At 41.3% G+C, this 25,013-nt stretch carries 27 protein-coding genes and 2 pseudogenes; 7 read left to right on the top strand and 22 right to left on the bottom strand.

From position 1 onward, the window contains the following. Positions 1-220: 220 nt before the first annotated feature. Positions 221-556, bottom strand: a complete 336-nt coding sequence (locus MBUR_RS11885) for a type II toxin-antitoxin system PemK/MazF family toxin (protein ID WP_011500290.1) — start codon at positions 554-556, stop codon at positions 221-223. A 181-nt stretch (positions 557-737) separates the two neighbouring features. Here MBUR_RS11885 and MBUR_RS11880 point away from each other — a divergent pair, with 181 nt between their 5' ends. Next, a complete protein-coding gene (locus tag MBUR_RS11880) occupies positions 738-2,219 on the top strand; it encodes an IS66-like element ISMbu5 family transposase (RefSeq protein WP_011498778.1) in 1,482 nt (493 codons plus the stop codon). 80 nt (positions 2,220-2,299) lie between these two features. Here the strand turns inward: MBUR_RS11880 and MBUR_RS11875 are convergent, their stop codons facing one another. The 8 genes and pseudogenes from MBUR_RS11875 to mtbB all read right to left on the bottom strand — a co-directional run bounded on the left by MBUR_RS11875 (position 2,300) and on the right by mtbB (position 8,094). Then, a complete protein-coding gene (locus MBUR_RS11875; protein ID WP_011500289.1) occupies positions 2,300-2,545 on the bottom strand; it encodes an AbrB/MazE/SpoVT family DNA-binding domain-containing protein in 246 nt (81 codons plus the stop codon). 482 nt (positions 2,546-3,027) lie between these two features. Beyond that, complete coding sequence (locus MBUR_RS13970; RefSeq protein WP_157196735.1) at positions 3,028-3,186, bottom strand: hypothetical protein; 159 nt, start codon at positions 3,184-3,186, stop codon at positions 3,028-3,030. A gap of 170 nt (positions 3,187-3,356) precedes the next feature. Next, positions 3,357-3,512, bottom strand: coding sequence for a hypothetical protein (locus MBUR_RS13965; RefSeq protein ID WP_157196734.1), 156 nt, complete (start codon positions 3,510-3,512; stop codon positions 3,357-3,359). A gap of 154 nt (positions 3,513-3,666) precedes the next feature. Next, positions 3,667-3,873: a hypothetical protein gene (locus tag MBUR_RS11870; protein ID WP_048063415.1), complete on the bottom strand. Its 207-nt coding sequence runs from the start codon at positions 3,871-3,873 to the stop codon at positions 3,667-3,669. A 274-nt stretch (positions 3,874-4,147) separates the two neighbouring features. After that, on the bottom strand, positions 4,148-4,552 hold the full coding sequence (locus MBUR_RS11865; protein WP_011500287.1) for a response regulator: 405 nt from the start codon (positions 4,550-4,552) through the stop codon (positions 4,148-4,150). A gap of 65 nt (positions 4,553-4,617) precedes the next feature. Continuing rightward, entirely contained in the window at positions 4,618-5,526 is a 909-nt protein-coding gene (locus MBUR_RS11860) for a GAF domain-containing protein (RefSeq protein ID WP_011500286.1), read from the bottom strand. A 104-nt stretch (positions 5,527-5,630) separates the two neighbouring features. Further along, positions 5,631-7,133, bottom strand: a complete 1,503-nt coding sequence (locus tag MBUR_RS11855) for an APC family permease (protein WP_011500285.1) — start codon at positions 7,131-7,133, stop codon at positions 5,631-5,633. A gap of 100 nt (positions 7,134-7,233) precedes the next feature. After that, positions 7,234-8,094 (bottom strand): annotated as a pseudogene (gene mtbB / locus MBUR_RS13960) ([dimethylamine--corrinoid protein] Co-methyltransferase). 53 nt (positions 8,095-8,147) lie between these two features. On the opposite strand from mtbB, the gene MBUR_RS13610 reads away from it, so the two are divergent. After that, a protein-coding gene (locus MBUR_RS13610; protein WP_157196689.1) for an IS1 family transposase occupies positions 8,148-8,830 on the top strand; the annotation gives its coding sequence in 2 pieces (ribosomal slippage) (positions 8,148-8,468 and positions 8,471-8,830; 681 coding nt in all). On the opposite strand, the gene MBUR_RS11830 is transcribed toward MBUR_RS13610, so the two are convergent. Next, positions 8,823-9,386, bottom strand: a complete 564-nt coding sequence (locus MBUR_RS11830) for a hypothetical protein (RefSeq protein WP_083754982.1) — start codon at positions 9,384-9,386, stop codon at positions 8,823-8,825. The genes MBUR_RS13610 and MBUR_RS11830 overlap by 8 nt on opposite strands. 18 nt (positions 9,387-9,404) lie before the next feature. Next, positions 9,405-10,046 (bottom strand): annotated as a pseudogene (gene mtbC, locus MBUR_RS11825) (dimethylamine corrinoid protein MtbC); the annotation flags it as partial. 333 nt (positions 10,047-10,379) lie between these two features. Between mtbC and MBUR_RS11820 the strand changes: the two are divergent. Genes MBUR_RS11820 through MBUR_RS11810 form a run of 3 tightly spaced genes read left to right on the top strand, consistent with a single transcriptional unit; the run spans position 10,380 to position 14,084 of the window. After that, positions 10,380-11,156: a helix-turn-helix transcriptional regulator gene (locus tag MBUR_RS11820; protein WP_232221908.1), complete on the top strand. Its 777-nt coding sequence runs from the start codon at positions 10,380-10,382 to the stop codon at positions 11,154-11,156. Between the two features lie 17 nt (positions 11,157-11,173). Beyond that, positions 11,174-13,678, top strand: a complete 2,505-nt coding sequence (locus MBUR_RS11815; protein ID WP_011500282.1) for a histidine kinase dimerization/phosphoacceptor domain -containing protein — start codon at positions 11,174-11,176, stop codon at positions 13,676-13,678. Between the two features lie 13 nt (positions 13,679-13,691). Next, positions 13,692-14,084 carry a response regulator gene (locus tag MBUR_RS11810; protein WP_011500281.1) on the top strand — a complete coding sequence of 131 codons (393 nt, stop codon included), beginning with the start codon at positions 13,692-13,694 and terminating at the stop codon, positions 14,082-14,084. A gap of 96 nt (positions 14,085-14,180) precedes the next feature. On the opposite strand, the gene MBUR_RS11805 is transcribed toward MBUR_RS11810, so the two are convergent. The 11 genes from MBUR_RS11805 to MBUR_RS11755 form a co-directional block, all read right to left on the bottom strand. Further along, positions 14,181-14,330: a 30S ribosomal protein S27ae gene (locus tag MBUR_RS11805; protein WP_011500280.1), complete on the bottom strand. Its 150-nt coding sequence runs from the start codon at positions 14,328-14,330 to the stop codon at positions 14,181-14,183. Between the two features lie 2 nt (positions 14,331-14,332). Continuing rightward, positions 14,333-14,641 (bottom strand): 30S ribosomal protein S24e, encoded by a 309-nt coding sequence (locus MBUR_RS11800; protein WP_011500279.1) that lies wholly within the window; start codon positions 14,639-14,641, stop codon positions 14,333-14,335. Next, positions 14,631-15,215, bottom strand: coding sequence for a GTP-dependent dephospho-CoA kinase family protein (locus tag MBUR_RS11795; protein WP_048063413.1), 585 nt, complete (start codon positions 15,213-15,215; stop codon positions 14,631-14,633). The genes MBUR_RS11800 and MBUR_RS11795 overlap by 11 nt, the downstream gene beginning before the upstream one ends. Before the next feature lies 1 nt (position 15,216). After that, a complete protein-coding gene (gene spt4, locus MBUR_RS11790) occupies positions 15,217-15,402 on the bottom strand; it encodes a transcription elongation factor subunit Spt4 (protein WP_011500277.1) in 186 nt (61 codons plus the stop codon). 16 nt (positions 15,403-15,418) lie between these two features. Then, positions 15,419-15,997: a DNA-directed RNA polymerase gene (locus MBUR_RS11785; protein ID WP_011500276.1), complete on the bottom strand. Its 579-nt coding sequence runs from the start codon at positions 15,995-15,997 to the stop codon at positions 15,419-15,421. Positions 15,998-16,055: 58 nt separating this feature from the next. After that, a complete protein-coding gene (locus tag MBUR_RS11780) occupies positions 16,056-16,424 on the bottom strand; it encodes a DNA-binding protein (protein WP_011500275.1) in 369 nt (122 codons plus the stop codon). After that, positions 16,421-17,647 (bottom strand): translation initiation factor IF-2 subunit gamma, encoded by a 1,227-nt coding sequence (locus MBUR_RS11775; protein WP_011500274.1) that lies wholly within the window; start codon positions 17,645-17,647, stop codon positions 16,421-16,423. The genes MBUR_RS11780 and MBUR_RS11775 overlap by 4 nt, the downstream gene beginning before the upstream one ends. Before the next feature lie 222 nt (positions 17,648-17,869). After that, positions 17,870-18,982 (bottom strand): COG1361 S-layer family protein, encoded by a 1,113-nt coding sequence (locus tag MBUR_RS11770; protein WP_011500273.1) that lies wholly within the window; start codon positions 18,980-18,982, stop codon positions 17,870-17,872. 42 nt (positions 18,983-19,024) lie between these two features. Then, on the bottom strand, positions 19,025-20,131 hold the full coding sequence (locus tag MBUR_RS11765) for a COG1361 S-layer family protein (protein ID WP_048063412.1): 1,107 nt from the start codon (positions 20,129-20,131) through the stop codon (positions 19,025-19,027). Then, positions 20,131-22,569 carry an efflux RND transporter permease subunit gene (locus MBUR_RS11760; protein ID WP_011500271.1) on the bottom strand — a complete coding sequence of 813 codons (2,439 nt, stop codon included), beginning with the start codon at positions 22,567-22,569 and terminating at the stop codon, positions 20,131-20,133. The genes MBUR_RS11765 and MBUR_RS11760 overlap by 1 nt, the downstream gene beginning before the upstream one ends. Beyond that, positions 22,529-23,032 carry a MarR family winged helix-turn-helix transcriptional regulator gene (locus MBUR_RS11755; RefSeq protein ID WP_011500270.1) on the bottom strand — a complete coding sequence of 168 codons (504 nt, stop codon included), beginning with the start codon at positions 23,030-23,032 and terminating at the stop codon, positions 22,529-22,531. Before MBUR_RS11755 ends, MBUR_RS11760 begins: the two co-directional genes overlap by 41 nt. Positions 23,033-23,557: 525 nt before the next feature. Between MBUR_RS11755 and MBUR_RS11750 the strand changes: the two genes are divergently transcribed. Both MBUR_RS11750 and MBUR_RS11745 read left to right on the top strand, forming a co-directional pair. After that, entirely contained in the window at positions 23,558-24,334 is a 777-nt protein-coding gene (locus MBUR_RS11750; protein WP_011500269.1) for a mechanosensitive ion channel family protein, read from the top strand. A gap of 26 nt (positions 24,335-24,360) precedes the next feature. Further along, on the top strand, positions 24,361-24,996 hold the full coding sequence (locus MBUR_RS11745; protein ID WP_011500268.1) for a CDGSH iron-sulfur domain-containing protein: 636 nt from the start codon (positions 24,361-24,363) through the stop codon (positions 24,994-24,996). Positions 24,997-25,013 lie beyond the last annotated feature (17 nt).

The following is a 25,013-nucleotide window of genomic DNA, read 5'->3' as shown; positions in this document are numbered from 1 at the left end:
TATAACACATTTTCTATATTAACAGAGTGGTTATAAACAGTCCGTAGATGTTCCCCCCTCGGAGCACCAAACTCTTGTTTATAATACGAATATTATAATTTGTACCCAAGTACCATTTACCGGATGTCGGTAGTACATAACTTCACAATTGATTATTATGCAAGGTATTTGAGCAGACGAACTGTTGAAACATACAAAAATAGTGAAAAGAAAAAAGATGTTAATGCATTGTTATTAACTTTACAAGCACATCTTCAACTTCTTTCATTTTTGTATTAGTAATATCGCCTACTTTGTAAGCGATGATATCAGTAGTTGCAGTGAAAAGTCGATTTGAACGAATCAAACTATCATGCTTCAGGCCACCTTGGATAAAATCTCCAGATTTTAATGAAATATCATAGCCATCGCCTCGATGAGTTGATGTAATGGGACAAAGTATTACATCATCACCTTTCAGATCCACAACTACTAAAGAGGGTCTCTTTTTTGCTGCTGCCAAATCTGAAAATGGGAATGGCAGTACTACAATTGATCCTTTTGTTATTTTTCCCAATATGTTGGCCTCGATTTATTTATTTATTTATTGTAACTATTCAGCCACCTTTGCGTGCTAAAATCCCCCCACCTCAATTTATTTCATCTTCTGACATGGATTTTTACGAAAAAAGTAAGTAGTAGCATTCTATTTAAGTTCACACCCAAAAAATCAATTGGTTTTGCCAAACAGGAGGTGAATGAACACGAAACGCAAAGAAATCCTAGCAGTTTATGAACAAGGTCCCGAAGCAGTTGTCACTCTTGTCACTACATTGTACGACATCATTGCTGAACAACAAAGGATCATAGAACTACAAGCTGCCAGAATAACCGAACTCGAAGAACGAGTTAAAAAATTGGAAGAGCAACTCAAAAAAAACAGCCGAAACAGCAGTAAACCACCTTCAACTGATGTTTTTATTAATGAGAAACCAAAAACAAAAAGCAGACGAAAAAAGAGTGGAAAGAAACCAGGTGGTCAGAAAGACCATCCTGGAACTACTCTCAGAATGGTAGATGTTCCTGACGAAGTTATAATTCACAAAGTACACAAATGTAGCAATTGTGAAAGATCGCTTGAAGATATAGAAGTTAAAGATCATGAAAAAAGGCAAGTATTTGACATACCTCCCATTAAACTTCAAGTAACAGAACATCGTGCTGAAATCAAGTCCTGTCCTCACTGCGGTTGCAAGAACAAAGCTACTTTTTCAGAAAAGGTTAAACAACCCACGCAATATGGCTTGCGTCTTGCATCATTAGCAGTCTACTTACATGATTATCAATTACTTCCTTATGAACGCAGCTGTGAATTGCTAGCTGATGTTTGTGGATGTGAAATAAGTCCCGCTACTTTGGCCAGGGCAGAAAAGACATGTTTTGAAAAACTTGAAGATTTCGAACAGCAGATCAAGAACTTCTTAATAGAATCTCCTGTGATAAATTGTGATGAAACTGGTATGAGGATAGAAGGAAAACGACAGTGGTTACATGTTGCTTCTACAAACAAAATGACATGTTATTATCCTCATCAAAAAAGAGGCTCTGACGCAATGAATGCGATGGGAATCTTACCAAATTTCAATGGTACAGTAGTTCATGATTTCTGGAAATCATATTACAAATATGATTGTGATCATTCGATCTGTAATGCTCATCTATTGCGAGAATTAACAAGTGTAAGCGAGAACGATAATCAATTGTGGTCAAAAGCTATGAATATTCTACTTATTGATGTCAAAAAGTCAGTTGACCAGATCCGAGGAATGTCTGGTTGTATGAAACCAGAGAGAATTAAAGAGTTTGAAGATTGGTACGGCCAGATTATTCATATTGGGATAGAAGAAAATCCTCAACTTCAAGCCAAATCAAAGAAGCGAGGAAGAACTAAACAAACCACAGCAAAAAATCTGCTGGATCGGTTTATTGGTTATAAAAATGATATTCTCAGGTTTATGCATGATCTAAAAGTTCCATTTGAGAATAATCTTGCAGAAAGGGATGTGAGAATGATGAAAGTACAGCAGAAGATATCGGGTACATTCCGAAGTATGCAAGGAGCATTAATTTTCTCGCGGGTAAGAAGTTACATTTCTACTGTTAAGAAGAATCAGATTCCTGTGATGGATGCAATTCGAAATGCAATTGCTGGAATGCCATTTATTCCAACAATTGTTTGAGCTTCTAATCTTTTTGTGTAAAGGTTGGTCATACAGGATTGATTATAGGTAGGCTGAATAGTTACTATTTATTTATTTATTTAAAGATAATTCCATGCTTCATCCTCTTCGGGTGTATCCCAAAGTTTTGCAAGGGACTTTTCTGATGCGATTGCCGTTTCCATTTGATCTTCAATCTCACTGAGTGGTCTAATCTCAATGTGATTATTTTTGGCAATGACTGCAACACGATGTCCAATATCAAAGGAACCCTTACGCATGGAAGAAGGAATCACAATTTGACCCTTACTTGTTATTGTTGCAGTCCTGATGTCTACAATTGCCATATTTTCACCTCGGTTTAAACTGTCAACTATCCACCTTACATAGATTACATGTAAGATATGTAATACAATGGGTGATTGATATATAAAAATAATGGAGTTAAAACCCTAACAATATGAATTTGTACAGATACTCTAATATGAACAAATTAACATCAATTAAAAGTAATATATGTATTAGATAGAAAAATAAGTATTTTAAATGCTTGAATATCCATCGGAGCACCATTGATACTTTTCTAATATCATACTAATTTTGTAATGATTTCTCATGATTTTTAGAGGTTCAAAAGGATTGAGAGCTCATAGCCTGCAAGTGCCTTTTTAAGAGTGTGTTTAACCCAATACTTGCAAGTTTCAAGTAAACTCCATGGATCCAAATAACATCCAGGAACAGATCCAAGGAGGATAAGATCTTGACCCTCATTGGATACTACAAAGGTGACACATTTAGTTAAAAAAGCAAAAGGGTGTCACCCTTTGTTTCAATTTGCGAAATACCACAGAAGTCCCAGTGCAATACCGATCAATACCCACACTTTGAAACTAAAACAACACCCAGAAGTACAACAACTTCCATTCGCACATACATCATCGGACAAGTGTATTTCATCACCATTAAAAGTATCTTCATTTTCATCCATGGACATTCACTCCCTTTTCTTAGGCTGAAAAAGATCATAATTTATAAAATTAATAATTTAAAACATCCGCATTTGCAACCTACAGCCCATACAGATCACTTCACATTTAGTATGAGACAAAGCTATTTCAATATATGTATATTAGCAAACCATACCCACCTTACGACCCATCAATCATCACCAACTACCTTCCAGTACCCCGGTTCACAAGCATACAGACAAGCAGCTAATATATTTTTCTCACCAAGATCAGCTACCGTCTGCTTCAACCCAGGTTTAGAACATTCATCAGAAACCTTACAGACATTACAACAATTCGGATTCATTCTACCCCCTCAGATACAACCACAATTATTGACATAACCAAAAATAAAGCAAAATTAAAATATCAAATGGCGAAATTTAAGAGAAAAAACAAATTTTTCAAGTAACCCCAAACTGAATCCCCTAAAAGTTAACATAAAAGGAAAACAGTAGAATTTAGAAGCTTGACAGGAACGCGATCTTACTAAGTGCAAATACAGCGAAAAAACCGATTGCAACTTCCTGAAGATTGAAAGGAATAGCGCCCCCAGGGTTTGTAAGAATATAAAGAATAAATGTTGCAATTCCTGCAAAGGCGAATGCACCAATGATAACATCTTCCATTTCTACCATTTTTTCACGCTCATTTTTATGGTTGGGCATAGATATAGACCATGAATGCAACCATTGTTGTATATACAGTAACCACGAGTTGTTTTTAAATAATAGTATCATTTTCCTAAAAGATTAGTTAATATATAAAGTTATTGGTTTTGAAAAAATGAAATGGCTTAAAGGGAAAAATAGAGCTGTCAATTACGGAAATGAAACCGATGTATAAAATACACATCCCCTGCATTGTAAATCAAAAAAACAAGATGAAAAGAGACATTTACTTAAAAATAAGGAGGAAACAAAAAAGGACGATAATACCAGATCAGATATTCGCATTTACCGCACTTGCCCCACCCATAGAATTACTGAACACAGAACGAACAAGAGATCCAAGTTCTTCATCCATAAATGGTTTAAGCAAAAAACCCTGAGGACAGGCAAGTTCCGCCCTTTCCCTCGTTTCGAGAGAAGAATCCGCAGTAATGAACACAATCGGAATATTTGATATTTTCCGGATCATCATAGCAGCCTCCACCCCATCCAAACTACCTTTTAAGCGTATATCCATAAGTACAAGTTCGGGCCTTACCTTCTCGACCATTGCAACAGCATCAGCCCCTGTTGAAGCCATACATGACACGCAGTACCCCATTTTTGCCAGCTTCAACTTTATCATCATACCAACAATAAGCTCATCCTCAACTACCAATATTTGTGCACCTTTCATAATACCATCCCCAAACAAATATCCAGCTCAAGGCAATAGTCCCATAACCCCAATAATAAAGATCATCAGGTCAGATCGAAGCAAATTCCGCCCACCTTTGCAGACATATTCACATTATCTATCATAAGCCCCGCAAGGGACTTGATCACATCAAGAGAATCACGGTCATTCTCAGGAATGATACACTCCGAAGATGATGCCGCAAACAACATCCCCATAAAACGACCCTCATGATGAATAGGAATTATTGCCGTACCCTGAAGACCCTCATCACCAAGATACGTACCTGAAATAAACGGATATATCTCCGAATAATGTTTGTAAATAGGAAAACCCTTTTCCGCAAAATTGAGCTGAATAGAATTATGATCAAAATATGAGATGCAACTCAAAAAGCCATCAGAGAGTCCTTTATACCTCACGAGGACAAGCCCGCCAGTGACATCATCCAACATATAAAGAGCACCGGCATTAATAGCATCTAACTGAATAGTCAATTTCAAAAGAGCATCCATAGAATCCTCAAGGTTGCCAGGCCAATTCAGATCAACACCCATTTCCCCTTGAATGAACATAAAATCACTTATCTTCTTTTCATCACTAATATCAATGATACTACATTCCAGACGTTCCATTACCCCATGCTCATCATAAATGATACACATCTTTTCACGAACCCATCTGACATCCCCATCAGAAGTAAAGATCCGATACTCCTGTACAAATATCCCATCAGGACTCTCAGAATAAACAGACAACGCTTTTCTAACCCTTTCCAGATCAGCCGGGTGAATAATATCTTCATAATTCAACCCTTTGAACATAAAATCATCTGCATCATAGCCAAACATGGCAACATTATCAGAAACGAACTCAATCGGCCACCCATACTCAGACTTCCAAACAAAGACTACTTCAAGATCCCCACATGAAACATCAGACACTCTTTCGACCACATCCATAGAACCACCCATATTAAAACAACCCACGTTAGAAAATTATACTGATCATTGAATAAAAAAAATAAGTTCCTGTAAATATTCAGGAACCTTTGGACAAATAAAGGAACTGTTTACGATTACTTTTTCATTGAAAGCTCTGGTATCAGGCTAATAGCAGCGATCTTGTCAACATGTGCCTCATGCTGTGAATAGAACCACATTGGGATATACAGACCGAGCACACAAATACCGACAACCGTTGAGAACCAGCTTCCTTCAATAGTGTTAAGGTAGATCACACCAACCAGACAGAGAGGGAGGTTGAAGAGACCAAACATCAATGCAACATTCTTCCATCCTGCTGGTGCCTTGAATGGCCTGTCAAGACCTGCAAGGTGAGGACTTGATTTTGCCTTAACGTATGCGAAGAGACTGATACCGTTTGCACAAACATATCCAATAGCTGATGCAGCAAGGATAGCTGTAGGAGTACCCATTGAGATCAGTATCAAGTTGAAAATTCCGATAACGACCATTGCAAGGATCGGAGTACCATGTGCATTTGTCTTTGCAAATACTTTAGGAAGATTTCCTTCAGTTGCCATTGAGTGCATTGCCCTTGAAGAACCAAGGTATGCAGTCTGTATGATCAATACCATTGCTGCAATAAGCATAACGATCGCAATTGTGGAACCGACATCACCAAGTGCTGCCTGAGCAACAGGGAGCATTGGGTCAATAGGTGCATTTGCAATACCATCAATACCTAGCACACCTGTAACGGTCATCTGTACAAGGATGTAAGCTACCAGACAGATAGCACCACAGGAGAACAATGCTTTTGGCACATCTGAACCTGGGTTTTTATATTCCGGGCCATAAATAGCTGCAGTTTCCCATGCACAAGCACTCCACTGAGCCATTGCAAAGATACCAAGCAAGATCAGTATATGAGACAGATCCCATGCCCAGTCAGTTGGTAACCAGGTACTGGTGATGTTAGCCATCACGAAATCACCTGTAAAATAAGGTGCCAGTGTAATAATTGCCATTGGGATAAGTGAGAAAGCTGCGAGAATATAACCTACAGCAGCACCACTTGAAAGTCCACGATAGTTTACAAGAATTAATCCACCATATATCACAACACCTGCTATCATTGAAAGCTGGTACTGGCTGAAAGTGCCCGCCAATACAGGGAACAAACTATGAAGATAAAAACCAACAAGAATTGCAAAGATAGCAAGTACAGGGTTCCATGCGAACCAGTAGCTCCATGCACTGAATCCACCAATCAATTTACCCTTGTCATACTTTCCTTTGTGATCAGGAGACTTGAAAACATTCTGTGCAAATCCAGGCAGACCGGATGCATTAGGGAATGTAGTTGCGAGTTCACCATAAGCGAGGTTCTGCATAAATCCCTGGAATACAGAGAGACCCCATACAATAATAGCAAATGACCATAAATAGCTGGCAAAATAGCCAATCGAAGGTAAGATCAATAAAGGTACACCAATAGCAATAGCTAATCCCTGTTTCCAATCGATCGATCGTTCGAGCTCACCGGATTCACAGACAACCTTTGCGCACTGTTCGGCATGTTGCCAGTCTACACCCGATTTTTTTTCTTCGGACATATTACATCACTCCTTTTCTAATAGATACTTTCTGTCAGATCAAAAAACTGAAAAGGGCCTGACAACTGCCAGGACCTTTATATCAGTATGCAGAAGGGATTTAACCTGTAATTTCCCTGAACCTATCACAGCAGTTGATGTCTATGCCGAGAAGCTTCTCGATGTTCATCTTAGCTGCAATACCCTTTGCGCAGCCAGGAACTGATGTGATTACACCAATATCGAGCTCTTCCCTGAGTTCCCTCATGACATACTCGTCGGAGAGATCTGCATTTGAAACACCGAGTTTCTTAGCAACGAAGTCCTTTGCTTCACCGATTCTCATGCTCTTGTCAAACTGCATCCTTGCAACAAGGTCACCAGCTGCCCTGATTCCGGTCATACCGGAAGCCATGATGTGTGAGATTGGCATACCCATTGGGTCACCAACACCGATCTATATACCATCGACACCAGCGATCTCGACCATTGCCTTGCTTGCCCTTGTAACAGCATCTATTGGCGGTGTTTCAAGCATTGGGGATCCACCAACACCCATACCCATATTCACATGAACCGGAATTGTTGATGCTTCGACAGCTGCCTTTGTGAAGGTAACTGCACGACCAAGGTTCCATGCGGATGTCCTGCTGGTGTTGGTATTACATACAGGACCGAATATGTTTGCTCCTGCCTTTGCTATAAGTGCTGCCTGCTGGTGTGGCCACAGACCTGCAAGTACTGTACCATCGTACTCAAGCTCTCCGTGCATACCGAGAACAAGTTCTCCTGCCATACCTGCTTCAATGTACATTCCCGGGAATTCTTTCCTCAATGCTTCGATAGAATTAAGTGATGCATACATGTCACCGTCACCGGCTGCACCGATGGTATCGAAGTTGACACCGTCAGAACCAACATTCTGGAGTTTTTGCATGATCCAGGTCATGTCGCGGATACCGTGCTCTGCAGCATGGAAAATAGGGCATTGGTATTTAAGTAGAGTTTATATAGTATCAGGGCCTATGTTTGTGCATGAACTGTCCCAGGTGCAAGAGCTCAAGTCATAAAAAGAACGGTAAAATCGATGGACGCCAACGCTACAAATGCCATGATTGTGGGTATAGCTATTCAGTAGAGATTAAATCAACTGCTAGTCCCATGTCTGTTAAACGGCAGGCTTTACAGCTCTATCTCGAAGGATTAGGATTTCGCTCAATTGGACGTTTATTAGGAGTTAGCCACGTTTCTGTCCAAAAATGGATAAAGAAGTTTGGTCGTGAATTAGAGGATATAAAGAGCGAAAATGAAATATCGATCGTTGAATTAGATGAAATGCACACTTACATCGGGAACAAAAAAAATATTGTTGGATCTGGATTGCTGTTGATAGAGATGGAAAAAGGTTCATCGACTGCTCTTTTGGTAGCAGGGGGAAGGAAACAGGACTAAAGCTCTGGAAAAAGTTAAAGGGGAAGGAGATTGGAGAAGTGATGACTGATCACTGGAGGGCATATGCAGAGTTTCTTCCAGAGAAAATTCATACTCAATCCAAAGCTGAAACATATACTGTTGAAGGATATAACAGCATATTCAGGCACTTTCTGGCAAGATTGAGAAGAAAGTCAAAGTGTTATACTAAGAGTCTTGAAATGCTGAAGTACTCTGTTCTTCTTTTGATGAAGTACAGAAATAAAGAGCTAGCTATGTTTAGTTAACAATGCCGAAAATAGAATCCTGTGCTTCGGAGATCTTGAATGCTTTCATAAGATCACCAGGGTTCTCGAATGGACCATCAGGAGTGTAGTAAAGACCCATGTTTGGCATTGCGCCATAGAGCATAGGAATGATCATGTTCTGCTGGCAGGACTCCATTGTCTGGCATTCCTGTGAGATCACAGGCTTTACAGGCTTGAAACTGTAGTCGATGTGACCAAGTTCCATTGTATCCGCACCAAAAGCACGCTCGTGGATCATTGAACCAACAAGTCTGCTTGCAGGAATACCTACACCACTGTTACCCTGGTCACCATCGATCCTGATAGCACCGATATCGTGAGTTACAGGAACTTCCATGCCTGGCTCCACACCGACGATCCTGCCAGGTGAAGTGATGATATCAAGCATATGATCCATTTCATTTTCAGAAAGTGCTGGAATGTCACCAAGGTCTGCTGCATCTGCACTACCTGCTTCGATGTCAGCTCTGATGTCTTCCTTTGTCATGAAGATCTTCTGACCGTCACCCATTCTTAAGAAATATTCTGTTGCCATATTATACACCTCGATCGATCAGAGAAGTAATTCTTTTGCTTTTGTTACAGCTTCACTTGCATTTTCTGCATAGCAGTCTGCACCACATTTCTTTGCCCATGAATCAGTTGCTGGTGCGCCACCGACCATGACCTTTACCTTGTCCCTGAGTCCGTTCTCTTTGAGAAGCTCGATGACTTCTTTCTGGCCCGGAAGGGTTGTTGTCATAAGTGCGGAAAGACCGACCATATCTGCGTTGGTTTCCTTGATCTTGTCAATGAAGTTCTGTACAGGAACATCTCTGCCAATGTCGTGGACTTCAAAGCCTGCTGCCTGAAGCATTGTTGATACGATTGACTTACCGATGTCGTGAACGTCACCCTCGACGGTACCGTTTACAATAACTCCGAGCTTAGAAGATGCGCCTCCGCTTCCACCAAGCTCGTCCTGAAGTAATTCAACACCAGCGGACATTGCGTCTGCTGCCATCATAACGTGCGGAAGGAAGAGTTTTCCTCTCTCGAAGAGTACACCAACTTCGTTCATACCTGCTGCGAGACCGTTGTCAATAAGTTCTACTGCTGGAGCCTTACCTTTTGCCTTTTCTACTGCAGCGATTACTTCATCTTTCTTGCAACTTACTACCGCATCGGATAGTGTTTTGAATAATTCTTCGTTTGCCGTGTTACAACCTCCTTTATATCAATATGGATAAGACCACATTGAAATGGCAGCAGGATATCACTCCGCACCACCATATAAGAAAAAAACAACATGTTATATAGCATAATTTGAGTTGCAAGTCTTACTGGCATCGGAAATTGCAAACCGCATAAGAAATTGCCAGTGGTATGAGAAATTCCAAAGGCTTTGGTATATATACGGATAAAGCCCACTTAATACGGTGGTATTTTTAAAAAAAACAATTCCTTAAATGGAACATCCTTTATAGATAACCAAAAGAATCATTCTGTTGATACAGGATTTTATAGAGGATAACATATGAGATCATCATTGAGTGATACAATATGGCTTTCTGAAAAAAGAAAGAACCTACTCTTATTATTAGCCGAAGGTTCAAGGAACATCGACCAGATCAAGACATCACTAAATGTCACTTCAAAGGCCATGATGCCACAGATCAAGATACTCAAAGAACAGGACATGATAGTCCAGAACGAACTTGATGATTATGAGCTATCCGATGTAGGTCGCATTATAGTAAAGAACATGTCACCCCTGCTAAAGACACTCGGAGTTATTGAAGAGAATATGGAATACTGGGCAACCCGTGACCTTTCTTCCATCCCTGAGTCACTTTCATACCGCATAGGAGAACTCGGGCAATGCATGTTGATAGAGCCAGACCTTAATCATATGTTCGACCTGCCAATCGAATTTACTGAGAACCTTGTACGCTCACAGAATGTGAAGATGTTCATCTCCTACTTCCACCCATATTATACCAGGTTATTCGTAGAACTCCTGTCAAAAGAGATCGATTTTACACTCATATTCACAGACACAGTATTTGAGCGTCTAAAAACCGATTGTCTTAAAGAATTAGAGCTTATAACAGGATCAAGAAGTGCAGATCTATATGTTTGTGATGATTCTATAAAACTTACCACCATTTCTGTAACTGAGAGATTCACATATCTCTGTTTCTTCAACAAAGAAGGAATGTATGATCACAGAAAGATCATGAGCTTTGATGAAAGTGCAAGTAAATGGGGAGAGGAACTTTTCACCCACTACCAGAACCTTTCTAGAAGGATCACGGAGATCTAAACACAAGGGAGTGAAAAATGGACTGGAAGAACACATCCCTTAAATCAAAACTTATTCTCTTCATCGTGACAGGTGTTCTATTGGTGCTGGTAACATCAACAGCCGTGATCATTTCAACGGTCACATCCCAGGAAGTGAACCTCGCATACGAACAATCGATCGAGAAAGCAAGGGGATTCGCCAACTATTTTAATAGCGATATGCGTGCGAATCATGTTATCGGTCAGACCATTGCCAATTCCATGAACGCTTATAGCACTTCAGATAGAGATGAAGTGAATGAGATCCTCAAAGAGGTGGCTGTACGCAACCCGAATCTTCTGGGAACATATGTATGCTATGAACCAAATGCATTTGATGGCAATGACCAACTTTTCATAAATGCAGAAGGACATGATGAGACCGGACGCTTCATACCATACTGGAACAGGATAAATGGGGATCTGGCAATTGATCCATTGTTAAACTACGAGGAATCTGATTATTACAAATTACCAAAAACGACAAAGACCGACCATATTATTGATCCATATTTTTATGAAGGTGTGTTCATAGTAAGCTATGTTACGCCCATTTTCAAAAATGACGAATTTGTCGGCATGGGTGGAGCCGATGTATCCCTTACATACCTTGATGAAGTTGTCAGTGAAGTGAAAATATTTGATACCGGGTATGCATTCATGACCGGGAATACTGGAATTCTTATCTCACAACCTGAACAGAAGGACTGGATCGGCTACAAAACACTTTATGATTTCGATATCCCCGAGATTTCCAACATGGCAGATGAGATAAAGAATGGTAGCTCAGGATATATCGATACCATCGACCCTACTACAGGAAAGACGGTGGTGATGTTCTATGAGCCTATTAAAACCGGGAATTTCTCATTTATTCTCGTAGTGCCAAAGGATGAAATGCTCGCTGGTGTTACAGAATTGCGTAATAATCTCATTGTGATATCTACAATGTCTATTATTTTTATGACCGGACTTGCAGCTCTTATCGCAGGGTTTGTCACCCGCCCCATCAATGATATCGTTGCGGATTTCAAAGATCTGTCAGATGCAGCCGTTGTAGGACAACTTCATGCCAGAGCGGATACCGAAGTAGATATAGATTTCAAGAACATACCCCTGGGTTTGAATGAGATTCTCGATGCTTTTACAAGACCTATGACAGAAACCATGCGAGTCACTAATGAACTTGCAAAGGGCGAACTCCAGACCCGTATGCCGACCGACCTTAAGGGAGAGTTCAAACATATTGGAGATACACTAGATAGTTTCGCAACAAAGCTCAATGCCATTATAGATGAATCAAATGCAGTTCTGACCTCATTTCAAAATGAGGATTTTACCCATAAGATCAATCTAAAAGGAGAAGGGGATTTCAGGATCCTTACAGACGGTATTGAGATTACAAGGCAGTCCCTTTACAAAGCTACCACTGAACGAAAAAAAGCAGAAGAAGAACTGATAAGATATGCAAAGGAGCTTGAACGTTCCAACCAGATGAAAGAAGAGATGGAAAGAGTCATTGAGAGTAGTCCGGTTGTTGTTTTTAAGTGGCGAGCAGAGAAAGGATGGCCCATTGAATTTGTTTCCAGTAATATTTCACAGTTTGGCTATTCCCTTGAGGATTTCTCAGCCGGCAAAGTAACTTATTCAGATCTGGTTTACCCAAAGGACCTTCCAAGAGTGGAGGAACAGCTACAGAAAAAATGTGATGAAGGAGCAAATGAGTTTACCATTGAATATCGGATACTTACTAAATATGGACAAATCCTTTGGGCTGACGAGAGGACCTTTATCCGACGTGACATCGACGGAAATGTGGATCATCTACAGGGCATCATTGTGAATATCGATGAGAGGAAGCGTGCAGAAGAAGCATTGTTGAAGATCGAGGAAATCCGCAAGAAAGAGATACACCACCGCATCAAGAATAACCTGCAGGTGATATCAACACTATTGTACCTGGAATCAGATAAGTTCAAAGATGAAAAGGTAAGGGATGCTTTTAAGAACAGTCAGGATAGAGTCAGGACAATGGCGCTTGTCCATGAAAAATTGTATCAGTCAGAGGATATGGAAAGTATAGATTTTGTAGATTATACAAAGAATCTTATTAATTACCTTTCCCAATCATACGTGATCGGCAACAGGAACATCACTATCGACCTTGATGTTGCTGATGTGTTCCTGAACATGGATACTGCAGTACCGCTTGGCATTATTATTAACGAACTTGTTTCTAATTCACTAAAATATGCATTCGGGGATAAGGACGAAAACGAGAAAGGGATCATATCAGTAGATATTGAGAACTTCGGGGATGAATTTATGTTAACAGTTAGCGACAATGGAAATGGCATCTCAGAAGACATTGATTTCAGGGACACTGAATCACTTGGGCTCCAACTTGTGACTAACCTTGTTGAGCAGATCGGCGGTGACATTGAACTTAAAAGGGACAATGGAACAAAGTTCATAATCCAATTTACAGAAGAAAAATATTGAGAGAGGGTGAATAATGAGCCAGATTAAGATACTGATAGTGGAAGACGAAAAGATTGTCGCATTAGGTATTAAGAAGATGCTTAAGAACCTTGGATACCTTGTCCCCAGTATCGCATCATCGGGAGAAGAAGCGATCAGTAAAGCAGAGATAACATTTCCAGATCTTGTACTGATGGACATTATGCTAAAAGGGGATATGGATGGAGTCGAGGCTGCAGATCAGATACGAAAGCGATTTGAGGTCCCGGTAGTATTCCTCACTGCCTATTCTGATGAGAAGATATTAGAGAGAGCTAAAAGGACAAATCCTTATGGATATATTATCAAACCTTTTGAAGAGAATAGTCTTCATGCGACCATTGAGCTTGCACTTCACAATTACAAAGAAGAGAAAGCTATCAAATGAATTAAAAGTGGACACAGCAGAAGCTGTTAGAACAGGTTATTGAAAAAAAACTAAAAAAAAAGGCATCACATTCAATGGTGATGCCATTTTTAAATATTATTTCTTGAACTCAGTGTATCCGCATTTACCACAGGTAAGTCTGTCCTTGTGGTCTGCAAGATAAACACCATCGCCACAGCGTGGGCAGAACTGCCTTAGCCTTTCAATGGATTCGCCGTTTACTTTATAGTAGTCTTTAACAGCCATGTTTACTCACCTGCTTCTTCTACAACTTCTGCCTCAGGAAGTTCGTTTCTCTTGAGGACATATTCTTTCTCTACGACCTTCATACGAGCTGCATCTTCGTAGATCTTTGCATATCCATTTGCTGCAGACATTCCGTAGGTGTTCTCGAACTTCTGAAGGATGACAAGCTCAAGAGGTACGTTAAGCATTGCAGCCAGTTTGCCCCTGACATCAAGCCTTGAAGGTGTGGAACCTTTGAATGTTGCATCGAACTTCACTTCATGCCTGTTGAGAAGCGCATTGTTTTTGTCTTCAATGATATTAATATCCATTTAATTTCCTCCGCACATTATGTAATAACTGTTCTTTATGATCTTGTTTTTCAAGGATCTTATCAAATAGATCCTTAAGTTCTGCTTTAAGGGATTCTGTAACCCTTACAAGCATTACACCTTCGTCCGGTTGGCCATAAAGGACCACCGAATTCAGAGGCGCCATTAGTATCGCAGGCAAAGCTGCAAGATCTTCTTCGCCTTGTACGAATATTCGGACATTTTTGTCAGACACGATCGCATCGCTTATCACGTTGATCAGATCCTCGGTTATTACCCCGGGAGGATTATCCACTGTTATCTCAGCGAAACCCTTATGTTTTGTTCCAAATACGACCTGTGATGAAGCTGGTGCCCTTTTTGTCCTATCATCCACGATAAGTATATCTGGAATGATATTGGAATCTAGCAAGTGGAAAGTAGTAACATCGCCCACAGATATAAGTTTTGTGGGATTATTGAGATCCTTTACAAGACTTTTGACAGCATCACTGCCAATACCTGTATATAAGACCCCGAAAGGTTTCCTTAAAAGAGGCCGAAGGCTATCTGGCAAGGAAATTTGCAAACCCAACTTACCGCACCTTCAAAGCGTATTTATCGGCAACTTCAACACCGATCATCTCTGCTATTATGGAACGTTGAGGATCAACGATAATGACAAGTCCGCTCCAGTCATCACTCAAATTACTTGAAGCGCAAACAGGACATGTCTGACCTGAAACGATCCTGTGACATTCACGGCATACCTGATCTACCATTTAAAAACACCCCGGTTTATTCATCTTTATTCTTAGATTCATCGGACTTGGGCTTGCGTGCATCTTCAAGCCATTCAAGTCTGCCCAGAGCATGCTGGCGCATTGTCAATCCGATCTTACTATCCCTTGGCTCTCTCTCGTTGGTGCTCACAGCAACGATACGGGCACGCACTTTGTCACCTTCTGAAAGAGTACGATTTCCGACCTTGCTAATAAGCCTGCCATTCTTACCATCATAGGACATAAAATCATCAGTGATCTGGCTAACGTGTAAAAGACCATCCATAGCTCCAATGCTTACAAAAGCACCAAATTCTACAGTCTCTACTACCAGACCTTCAATAACCTCTTGAAGCTGTGGGATGAATATGATAGCTTCGAAGATCACATCGTAATAGACAGCTCCGTCTCCTACAAGGATATGCCCTTCACCCACTTCTTCAATATCAGTGATAGCGACAATGGAGCCCAGTGCCTTATCGACCCTGCCCTCAAGCTTCTCCTTTAACGCATCCTTTACGCTAACTCCTACATCTTCGCCCAACAGACGGGGAGCCACACGGATCGTATCCTTAAGTTTCATCCTTTTATACATATCTCGATCTCCAATATGCCCTGTATTAATTTAAACTGCCACTGCAATTATAATATGATCATCGTGTTATATCTAAACGGTTCTTCTGGCGTAAACGCACAACGGTAGCATTCGCATCATTAAGACGCTTTACCAGACCAACATCGTTTGTCAGCACTGCTGCATCCATATCAAGAGCAAGCTGAAGGATGATATCGTCCGCAATCCCTGCTCTATCCAAGAGAGTACATCTATCGGATAACGAAAGTCCAACTTTTGCTGCGGTTTTGTTCTCACCCCTATACTTCTTGACCAGGGACTTGAGCTCGTTGACGACCGCCTGAGGCACAATAAACTCATCGTACCCGAGACGTCCCAGTTCACCAAAGATATCCACTTTGAACTGAACCGGTATCATGAAACCGTTCGTATCGATTATAACCTTCAATCTTTGATTACTCCAACGCCAATAAGTCGCCAGCGTGAACCAATACGCCTGCTGATAGCTACCATGGAGCCAACCTCAGCACATACCGGACGCTTTAACTTTGCCTCTGCGACATCCTCACGTGCACTAGTAACGATACCCACAGTAGTTGCAGTACCGACATTGAGCATAAGAGGTTCACTGGTCTTGATCTTACCAATAGACTCCTCATCAGACACACCCACTACACGTTCAAGCAACTTCAGTTCAAGAGTGAACGAGTCACGTGTTGGCGGCAATGTACCAGGTACGCCTGCAACCTGTCCAGTAAGGGAATCACTCTTTGTGATACTTGGGTCCAGACCGGTACCCAATGCAAGCAATCCACCAGGAGTTGCCTCATCAACCTTTTCCTTCCCTGCAATTATAAGATTGATGTTGGTGAAGATAGGTTCCCACCTAACAGCATTCTCACTCTCGACCTTACGTCCTGGACGTATCTCAATATCATCACCTGCTTTTAGTGTACCTGCTGTAAGGGTTCCACCAATAACGCCACCAGAGATCTTATCAATAGGTGTTCCAGGTTTGTTGATATCGAAAGACCTTGCAATAAGTAAGTGTGCAGGTTTATCAAGTTTTTGTACTGGAGTTGGAATCATTTCGTTCATCGCGCTGATGAGAACATCAATATTGATATTCTGCTGTGCGGAGATCGGAACAACCGGTGCATCCTCTGCAACCGTTCCTTTAACGAATTCCTTGATCTGATGGTAATGCTCAATGACCTTTTCCTTTGGAACAAGGTCTATCTTATTCTGCACGATCACGATATTCTTGATACCGATGATGTTCAGAGCCATCAGATGTTCCTTTGTCTGTGGCTGAGGACATTCCTCGTTCGCAGCAATGACAAGAATAGCTCCATCCATAATAGCAGCTCCTGAGAGCATTGTTGCCATCAAGGTCTCGTGACCAGGGGAATCTACAAATGACACTGTACGGATCTCTTCCGTTTTTGTCCCACAGTGCTCACAGGTCTTAGCAACACTAAGATTCTGTGGCTCTGGGCAGGTAGGACACTTCCTGAAAGTGGTATCTGCATACCCTAATCTAATAGATATACCACGCTTCATTTCTTCACTGTGCGTATCTGTCCATACACCAGACAGTGCGCTTACAAGCGTTGTTTTTCCATGATCGACATGACCCACCATGCCAATATTAACACAAGGCTGACTCAATTTTTGATTTCCCTCCCTATCGGGCTAAAATAAAAGTGTGATGTAATATAGATTATCTAAATTAAATTAGCTGCTTTAAAGTTTGTGATACCATGTCATTTCTAATATATAAGTGATTTCAACCATAATAATATCATACTATACTTATTAGTGATGTCATATCAGATCAAAACATCAAACATCACAATAAAAAAGAACACTTCAAAAATAAAGGCGATAAGATCACTCATCGCCATCTTTCTTTGAAACCCTGCTTCGATAAACAAAATATCCTGCAGCGGCAAGCACTATGACCACACCTGCACCAATGATCACCATCGTATTAGAGCCATCGGACTTTGCAGATGTAGAAAGTACATCGGTCTTGATCTTCACAGTATCAGATGTCTGGTCATGTCCCTTTATATCCTCATACTTGACCTCGCTATTCAAAGCATAAGCCTTTGGAACTGCAAGTTCATCGACCTTAAGCTTAAAAATTGCAACTGTGCTCTCACCAGATCCAAGCGTACCCAAAAATGCCTGATCATCGGTAGTACTGAACGGATCAGCTGCACTTATCCTTACAGTAGCATCCTTTGCTGGAAGATCGCCTACATTCTTGTAAGTAACATAGACCATACTCTCCGAATCAGGATATAGGTCACCGGTAACATTGGTAACTTCGAACCTTGCTTCATCCTCTACGAGGATATTGAAAGTTGTATTCTGCCCACCAACATCATACCATAGGCCAACCTCCATATTAGTGATACCAAGGTTGGTCTCATTGTCACCATTTATCTGCACATTCTTCTGGTATCCATAATAAAGGTCCAGACGCATAGGGTAATTTCCAGACACTGCATTATTTGATATTTCGATATTGAACTGTACAGGAGACTCTGTCTGCTGGCCTGAAACAAGGGTTCCAGCTTCCTGAGGACCGGACTTGACATCAACATCCGGATCAAGAGATGTTAGAACCGCCACAATACCAATTGCAGTAGTACGCTGGGATTCATACGACATTTCTGTATTTTGTAATTTCTGTTCCAGAGTACTCAGGAAAGTACTATCTTCCTCAGATCTAAATCCTGTAATAAGACCTTTGTTCATAAGATCGATGTTCAAAGTCACGGAATCACCGCGCTCAAATTTATTGTCACCCACAAGGGTTGCAGTCACATCAGGGCCACCATATACAGTATAGTAGTTCTCATCAAAATTGAAGAAATCAGGAAGTTCAGCATTCGCTGCCGTAAACTCAGCACTTGCCGGAATTGCACAAAGGAGCAATACCGCAAGTGAAGCCATAATTGGCAAAGCATATCTGGAATCGGTCATTTTCACCATAATTAGTCCTCTTGATATTGTAAAGTAGATAATTTCAAAACATTATTTAGCTTTTTTAGCCTTCCTTAAAGTATTGTAGCCCATGTAGATAACCAGCAATAGAATTCCTGCAAATGCTACAAGAGTGATACTTATACTGGACTCCCTGGACCTTATCGGAACCTCAACAAAGATGTTATCCGAAAACTCGATCTCGTCATCATCATTGCGATATTTGATCTCACTGTCGATACCATAGATCTTCTCGACAGCAGATATTTCCGAAGCAACATTGAATGAAACGGTCTTATCCTCGCCAGGAGCAACGTTCCCAAGATTAACGACCGATCTGCTAGAGCTCAAAGGTTTCATCGTAATGATGCGGGCATATGCATCATATGCTTCAACCTCACCGATATTCGTATAGGTCACATTGATAGTACCAGATTTTCCTGACGTAAGTTCACCTTCGACCTCAGAAACCACAAACTTTGCAGAAGGTTCGATGATAACCGGGATCTGAAGCGTTGTATTCCTTATCTTATAGAAAGAAGTATGATCAACATCAGGCAAACCGATCCTGATAGTAATTCCATCGGTCATCTCCACCTCATCCTGGAATTCATAGCTCACAGGGAGCAAAATCATATAGCTGCCTGCCGGAGCATTGTCAGAGATAGTTATAGTAAAGGACATAGGATCATCAGGAAGCACACCTGGCGAAAGCTTTTCAAGAGTCTGGACGCTCGTGATCGGATCTACCTCTATATGATCTGTAGAAGATATCATTTCAGCCTTAATGCCGAATGCTGTGGTCCTCAATGACTCATATTCAAGCTCCTTTAAGGACAAGGAATGCAATCCCTCATCCGTCCCCACATTACCCCTTGCCTTAAAGCCATGCAAAACACCTCTGTTGGAAAGAACAACACGCACCTGCGCAGTCTCTCCTCGTTCAAACTCAACGTCCCCCAGAACGGAAGCATAGATATCCGGTTCGCCGTATCCGTCATAATAATTGGTGGAAAATTCATGATTCGGCTGAATGAACTCTTTTGCTTCCGCTAAAGGAGAAGCTGCCAGAACAAGCAAAGCCATGGCCAACAAGAATGTTAGCATGACCGCTGAATTAACATATTTCTGTTTTTTTGTATATTTACAATTCATCATCAAAAGGCATCAGCCCCCGGTTCATTGCCATAAGTACCGATTTCTCGATCCAGTCCTTCATTTTCAAATGATCCATCAAGTAATGTTTTTGCTGCTTTCCTCTTTTCACGGAAATTGTCAAGCGATACCATCACAGGCGGGAAGATGACAAACGTTGCGAACAAAGCAAGCCCCACATCTATCACAGTTATAATACCAAAGCTGCTAATTATATCGAAATCAGACACTGCCAATGCACAAAATCCAAACAGCGTAGTAAGGCCTGAAGTGATAATGGCTTTACCGATCTTGGTACCCGCTTCCGACATAGCTTCCTCAGGAGTAGCACCTTTCTCTTTTTCCTCGAAATATCTCTCCATCATCAGCACAGCATACTCGGAACCAACTCCAAGAATGAGCGCACCCAGTGTAGCTGTCATTGGTGTATAATCCATACCCAGAAGATACATCAGACCACCTGACCAGCCAACGACCATGAACATAGTAATAACAGGCACAAGCGCTTTGAGAAGATCACGATAGATCAAAAGTAATCCTCCAAATACCAGACCAAGGCCAAGATAGGTCATAAAGACTCTTCCGGATGTGAGGGCACCGATGACTTCTGTAAAGACCACATTGCTTCCAGTTATCGTTGCAGATACACCCGGTGGCGGAGCCATCCACACCATATCATCCTCGACAACATCGATAAGAGCTTCAATGCCCTCCATACCAAGACTGCCCATTGCATCACCAATGTTCAGATTCAGCAAGAGCATATTCCCACCATACATGAAACGCTCTTTCTGCTGAGCAGGCATCTGATCATACAGGGCATTTACCTCAGCTTCACTGTCGGGAATAACGCCACCATTCATTGAACTGATGACAGAGGCCATACTCTCCGCCCCGAGAATATTGCTTCGACTATCGACCTCATGCTCGGCAAACTCATCCATCCATTGCAGAAGTTCGGGATCAGCCACATTATTAGTCTTTATAATTATGTTGAACTGGTCCTCACCACCAGTGATATCAGAAAGGTGCCCAAGGTCTATCAGTGCAGGAAGGTCCTGCGGAACGAACGACTCCGTATCTGTCTGGATACCTACTTGAGTATCAGCCACCAAGCCAGCACTACAGGTGAGAAGAGCTATAAAAAGTATCAGAAAAGGATGCTTTAGAGTGAAGGTGGTAGTACTTCCAAGCAACCTTTCCATAAGATCAGGCTTAGTATCCTGAGTGGAAGAAGATGCTTTCGACTTGCTTTTTCCATTTGAAAATAATTTTGCAAATTTCTCTTTACGTATCGATTGCATGTGATTAAGACCATATATTACTGTCACTCCGACAAACAGGGATGCAAGGAAACACATCGCAATACCTATGAGAAGCAATTTTGCAAAATCCTGTATCATAGGTACACTGGAAGTAAGAAGGGAGAAAAAACCCAGTGCAGTAATAATAAGTGCGATCAGAACAGCAGGGCCAGTGTGCTTGATAGTATCCACCACAGCGGCCTCAGGAGATTCACCCCGTTCAAGTTCTTCTTCGATACGATTATGGAACTGAATGGCATAATCAATGCCAAGCCCTATCAATACAGGGAAAGCTGCCATTGAAACCATGGTCATGGGTATCTCAAGATAACCCATAGCTCCGAACGTATAGATGATACCCAGTAGCACGATTGCCAATGGCATAAGCCTCCATCTGACATGACCGAATACGAGGTAGAGAACAACGACCATCAATATGACTGAAAGACCAAGCAATACTGCCATGCTGGACATCATTGCATTGTTCATGGAAACCATGAAAGCCGGTTCTCCGGTAACCACTACATTATAGTCAGGAGGGAATTCTGCCATTGAGACCGAAACCTCAAGTTCACGCAAGATCTCCTGTTTCTGTTCGTCCGAGGTTGAGCCTGCCATCTCCACATACATAAGTGCATGAGTTGCATCAGGCATCAATCCCTCCGGCACATAGTCCCTTATCAATGCTGCAAGTTCTGCCTCATCTTCCGGCAATGCTGCTTCACCGTTCACCTTGTAATTGGCATCCTTGATGACAGAGGTCGCACTTTGAACCCCTACAACTCCGGGAAGCGACAATGTCATGTGTTCGAACCGGTCCATTGCCTGCAGTGCAGCAGGATCACTCACCTGCCCATCCTCAACTATGACAACAATGGCTTCAATGCCGAAGATGTTCATATAGAGGTGATCAAAATCCTGATACAGTTGGGAAGTTTTCTCAACAAATGTATCAGTTCCGGATTCCATAGTAATGTTCTGTGCACCCTGGACAGAGACAAGGACGAGCAATAAGGCTACTAATATTATAGGGATAGTGTTGCTCTCAATAAAGACGCCCAGTTTTTCGAATAAGTTCTTTATGATGACTACCTCCTTATGAGTTATCCGAACATTTTTCCTGAGCCATCTTCTCAAGGAACAAAGGAGTATTAGAGTGCATATGTGTATGGAATTTGACGAGGATCTTCAGTGCATTTAGTGCTTCATCAATATCCTCATCGCTCAGATCGGACATACATTCTGATGCAACACTGCACATTTTATCGATCATATATTTAGATCGTTCTAGCCCATTTTCAGTAAGACCCAATAATGTTTTCCTGCGATCAGACGGATCATCCTTTCGATAAACAAGCCCCTCAGTTTCAAGAGAATCGATCAGGCTTGTGGCACTACTTTTCTTGATCTCCAGATATTTTGCAAGATTGGAAGGCATGACCTCCCCTTCACGCTTTATAAAATGAATAGCCTTATTTGCGGTTTTGTTCAAACAAATATCATCTTTTTCAACGAACTGACCGACAATGTTGCTTTCTATTTTTCTTTTAAGATAGTCAATTTCAAGACGCAACTCTATTATTTGTTTTGTTTTATCCACAATGCACCTCCGTAATTTTTAAGATCATAACTTGGGCAATCCAAGATTCGATTACCGTATCTTTAGATAATCGAATAGTTGGTTTTTCTAATATTCATATTTATATATAAGGTTTTTGAGTTAAATGACGCGTATGAATACCAATGAGAACTTGTGACGATATATCGCCCTGCCTAGAATAGAGAATATACAAGAAAAAACTAATAGACCCCAAAATAAAAAACGTAATCATGCGACACATTAATGGAATATGGAACAGAAAAATAAATGATATGAATGAGTTGGAGGAGGAGTGGAATTGGACACACCTCCTCGTTTGGAGTCAGCCCCTACATCGAATTTATTCTATAAAAACATTTTGTCAATGAATATTAAGGAGGAATACAAGAAGATCTTCAAATATTGATATTAGAAGAAGAAGCATTTTGGAAGTGGAAAGATACCATATATCTACGATGACCACAAAACATTAACTATTAAACAAATTGGGGAGTTGGTACAACGTTATCACAAAACATACCATACATGGAATTGACATATTTTGACCTTTTATCAGCATTGATAGTACTCGTATTAGGCATCATTGTTGCAAAAGTCCTCATAAAAATATTCAAGAACGGATTGCAGAAAACGAATCTACCGGAACTTATTGTAGAATTCCTGTCTAAATTCATTCTTGCACTTCTCTATGTCGCAGTCATTCTTGCAACAGTATCAATGCTTGGACCTGACATTAGCTCGGTCATTGTCGGACTTTCAGCAGTCATAGGACTGATCCTTGGTTTTGGAATGCAGGATACATTGACAAATATTGCAGCCGGTGTCTGGATCGCCACACTTCGACCTTTCGATAAAGGAGAGTACTTGGAAGTAACAGGATATTCAGGAACCGTACATGAGGTAGGTATCATGGCGACCGACCTGCTTACTCCGGACAACAAGCTCATCACAATACCAAATAAACTGGTATGGGGAAGCCCTATTGTCAATGCAACAAGAATGCCCACCCGAAGAGTCGATGTTGATGTGGGAGTCAGCTACGATACCAAACCCGAAGATGCATTAAAAGTTGCCATGAAGCTTATGAAAGAGAATCCAATGGTCCATGCAGACCCTGCACCAGCTGTCGTGACAACTGCACTCACAGATTCATCAGTGAACCTGCAACTTCGGGCATGGACAAATACAGCGGATTACTGGGGAGTAAAGGGTGCATTGACGAACGGCATCCTGAAAGCATACAAAGAAGAAGGCATCGAGATCCCATATCCACAACTGGACGTGCATATAGAAAAAGAATGATCATTTTAATTTAGGGGGTTTAATAAATGACAGAGAACAAGACATCCATCCAGCCATCAACGAACGGACCATATATTGCAAAGGAACTGAACGACCTGAAGAACTCAAAGGGAGATACTTTCGAACCGCAGTCAATGGTAGCCCTTTGTCGCTGTGGCCATTCTTCGAACAAACCGTTCTGTGACGGAACACATTTAAAAGTGGGATTCACTGGCGAAAAGGTAGAAGGCAGACAACCTGACAAGGTCGATACCTATGTTGGAAAGGATATTACTATCCATGACAACAGGGGTGTATGCTCCCATCGTGGATACTGTACAAACAATCTTCCAACCGTTTTTAGAATGAAAGAAGAACCATGGGTCGATCCTGATGGTGCAAGTGTAAAAGATATAATCAGGGTCGTAGAGATGTGCCCTTCAGGTGCCCTTAGTTACACAAAGGATGGAGTCCTGCACAAAGATGTTGATCGAAAACCTGGCATCACGGTCACAAAGGATGGACCATATGATGCCGTAGGCAGGATAGAGTTCGATGATCCCGATGGAAATACCTCCGAACCAAAAGAGCATTTTACCCTTTGCAGGTGTGGTGCTTCAAAGAACAAACCCTTCTGTAGCGGAGAACACTGGCACATTGAATTCAAAGACGAGAAGAACTAAATACACTCTCTGCGAGG

The organism is Methanococcoides burtonii DSM 6242 (assembly GCF_000013725.1).
Taxonomy (GTDB): domain Archaea; phylum Halobacteriota; class Methanosarcinia; order Methanosarcinales; family Methanosarcinaceae; genus Methanococcoides; species Methanococcoides burtonii.
Note: the sequence above shows the minus strand (reverse complement) of the source record. Positions and strands in the feature narration are given on the sequence as shown.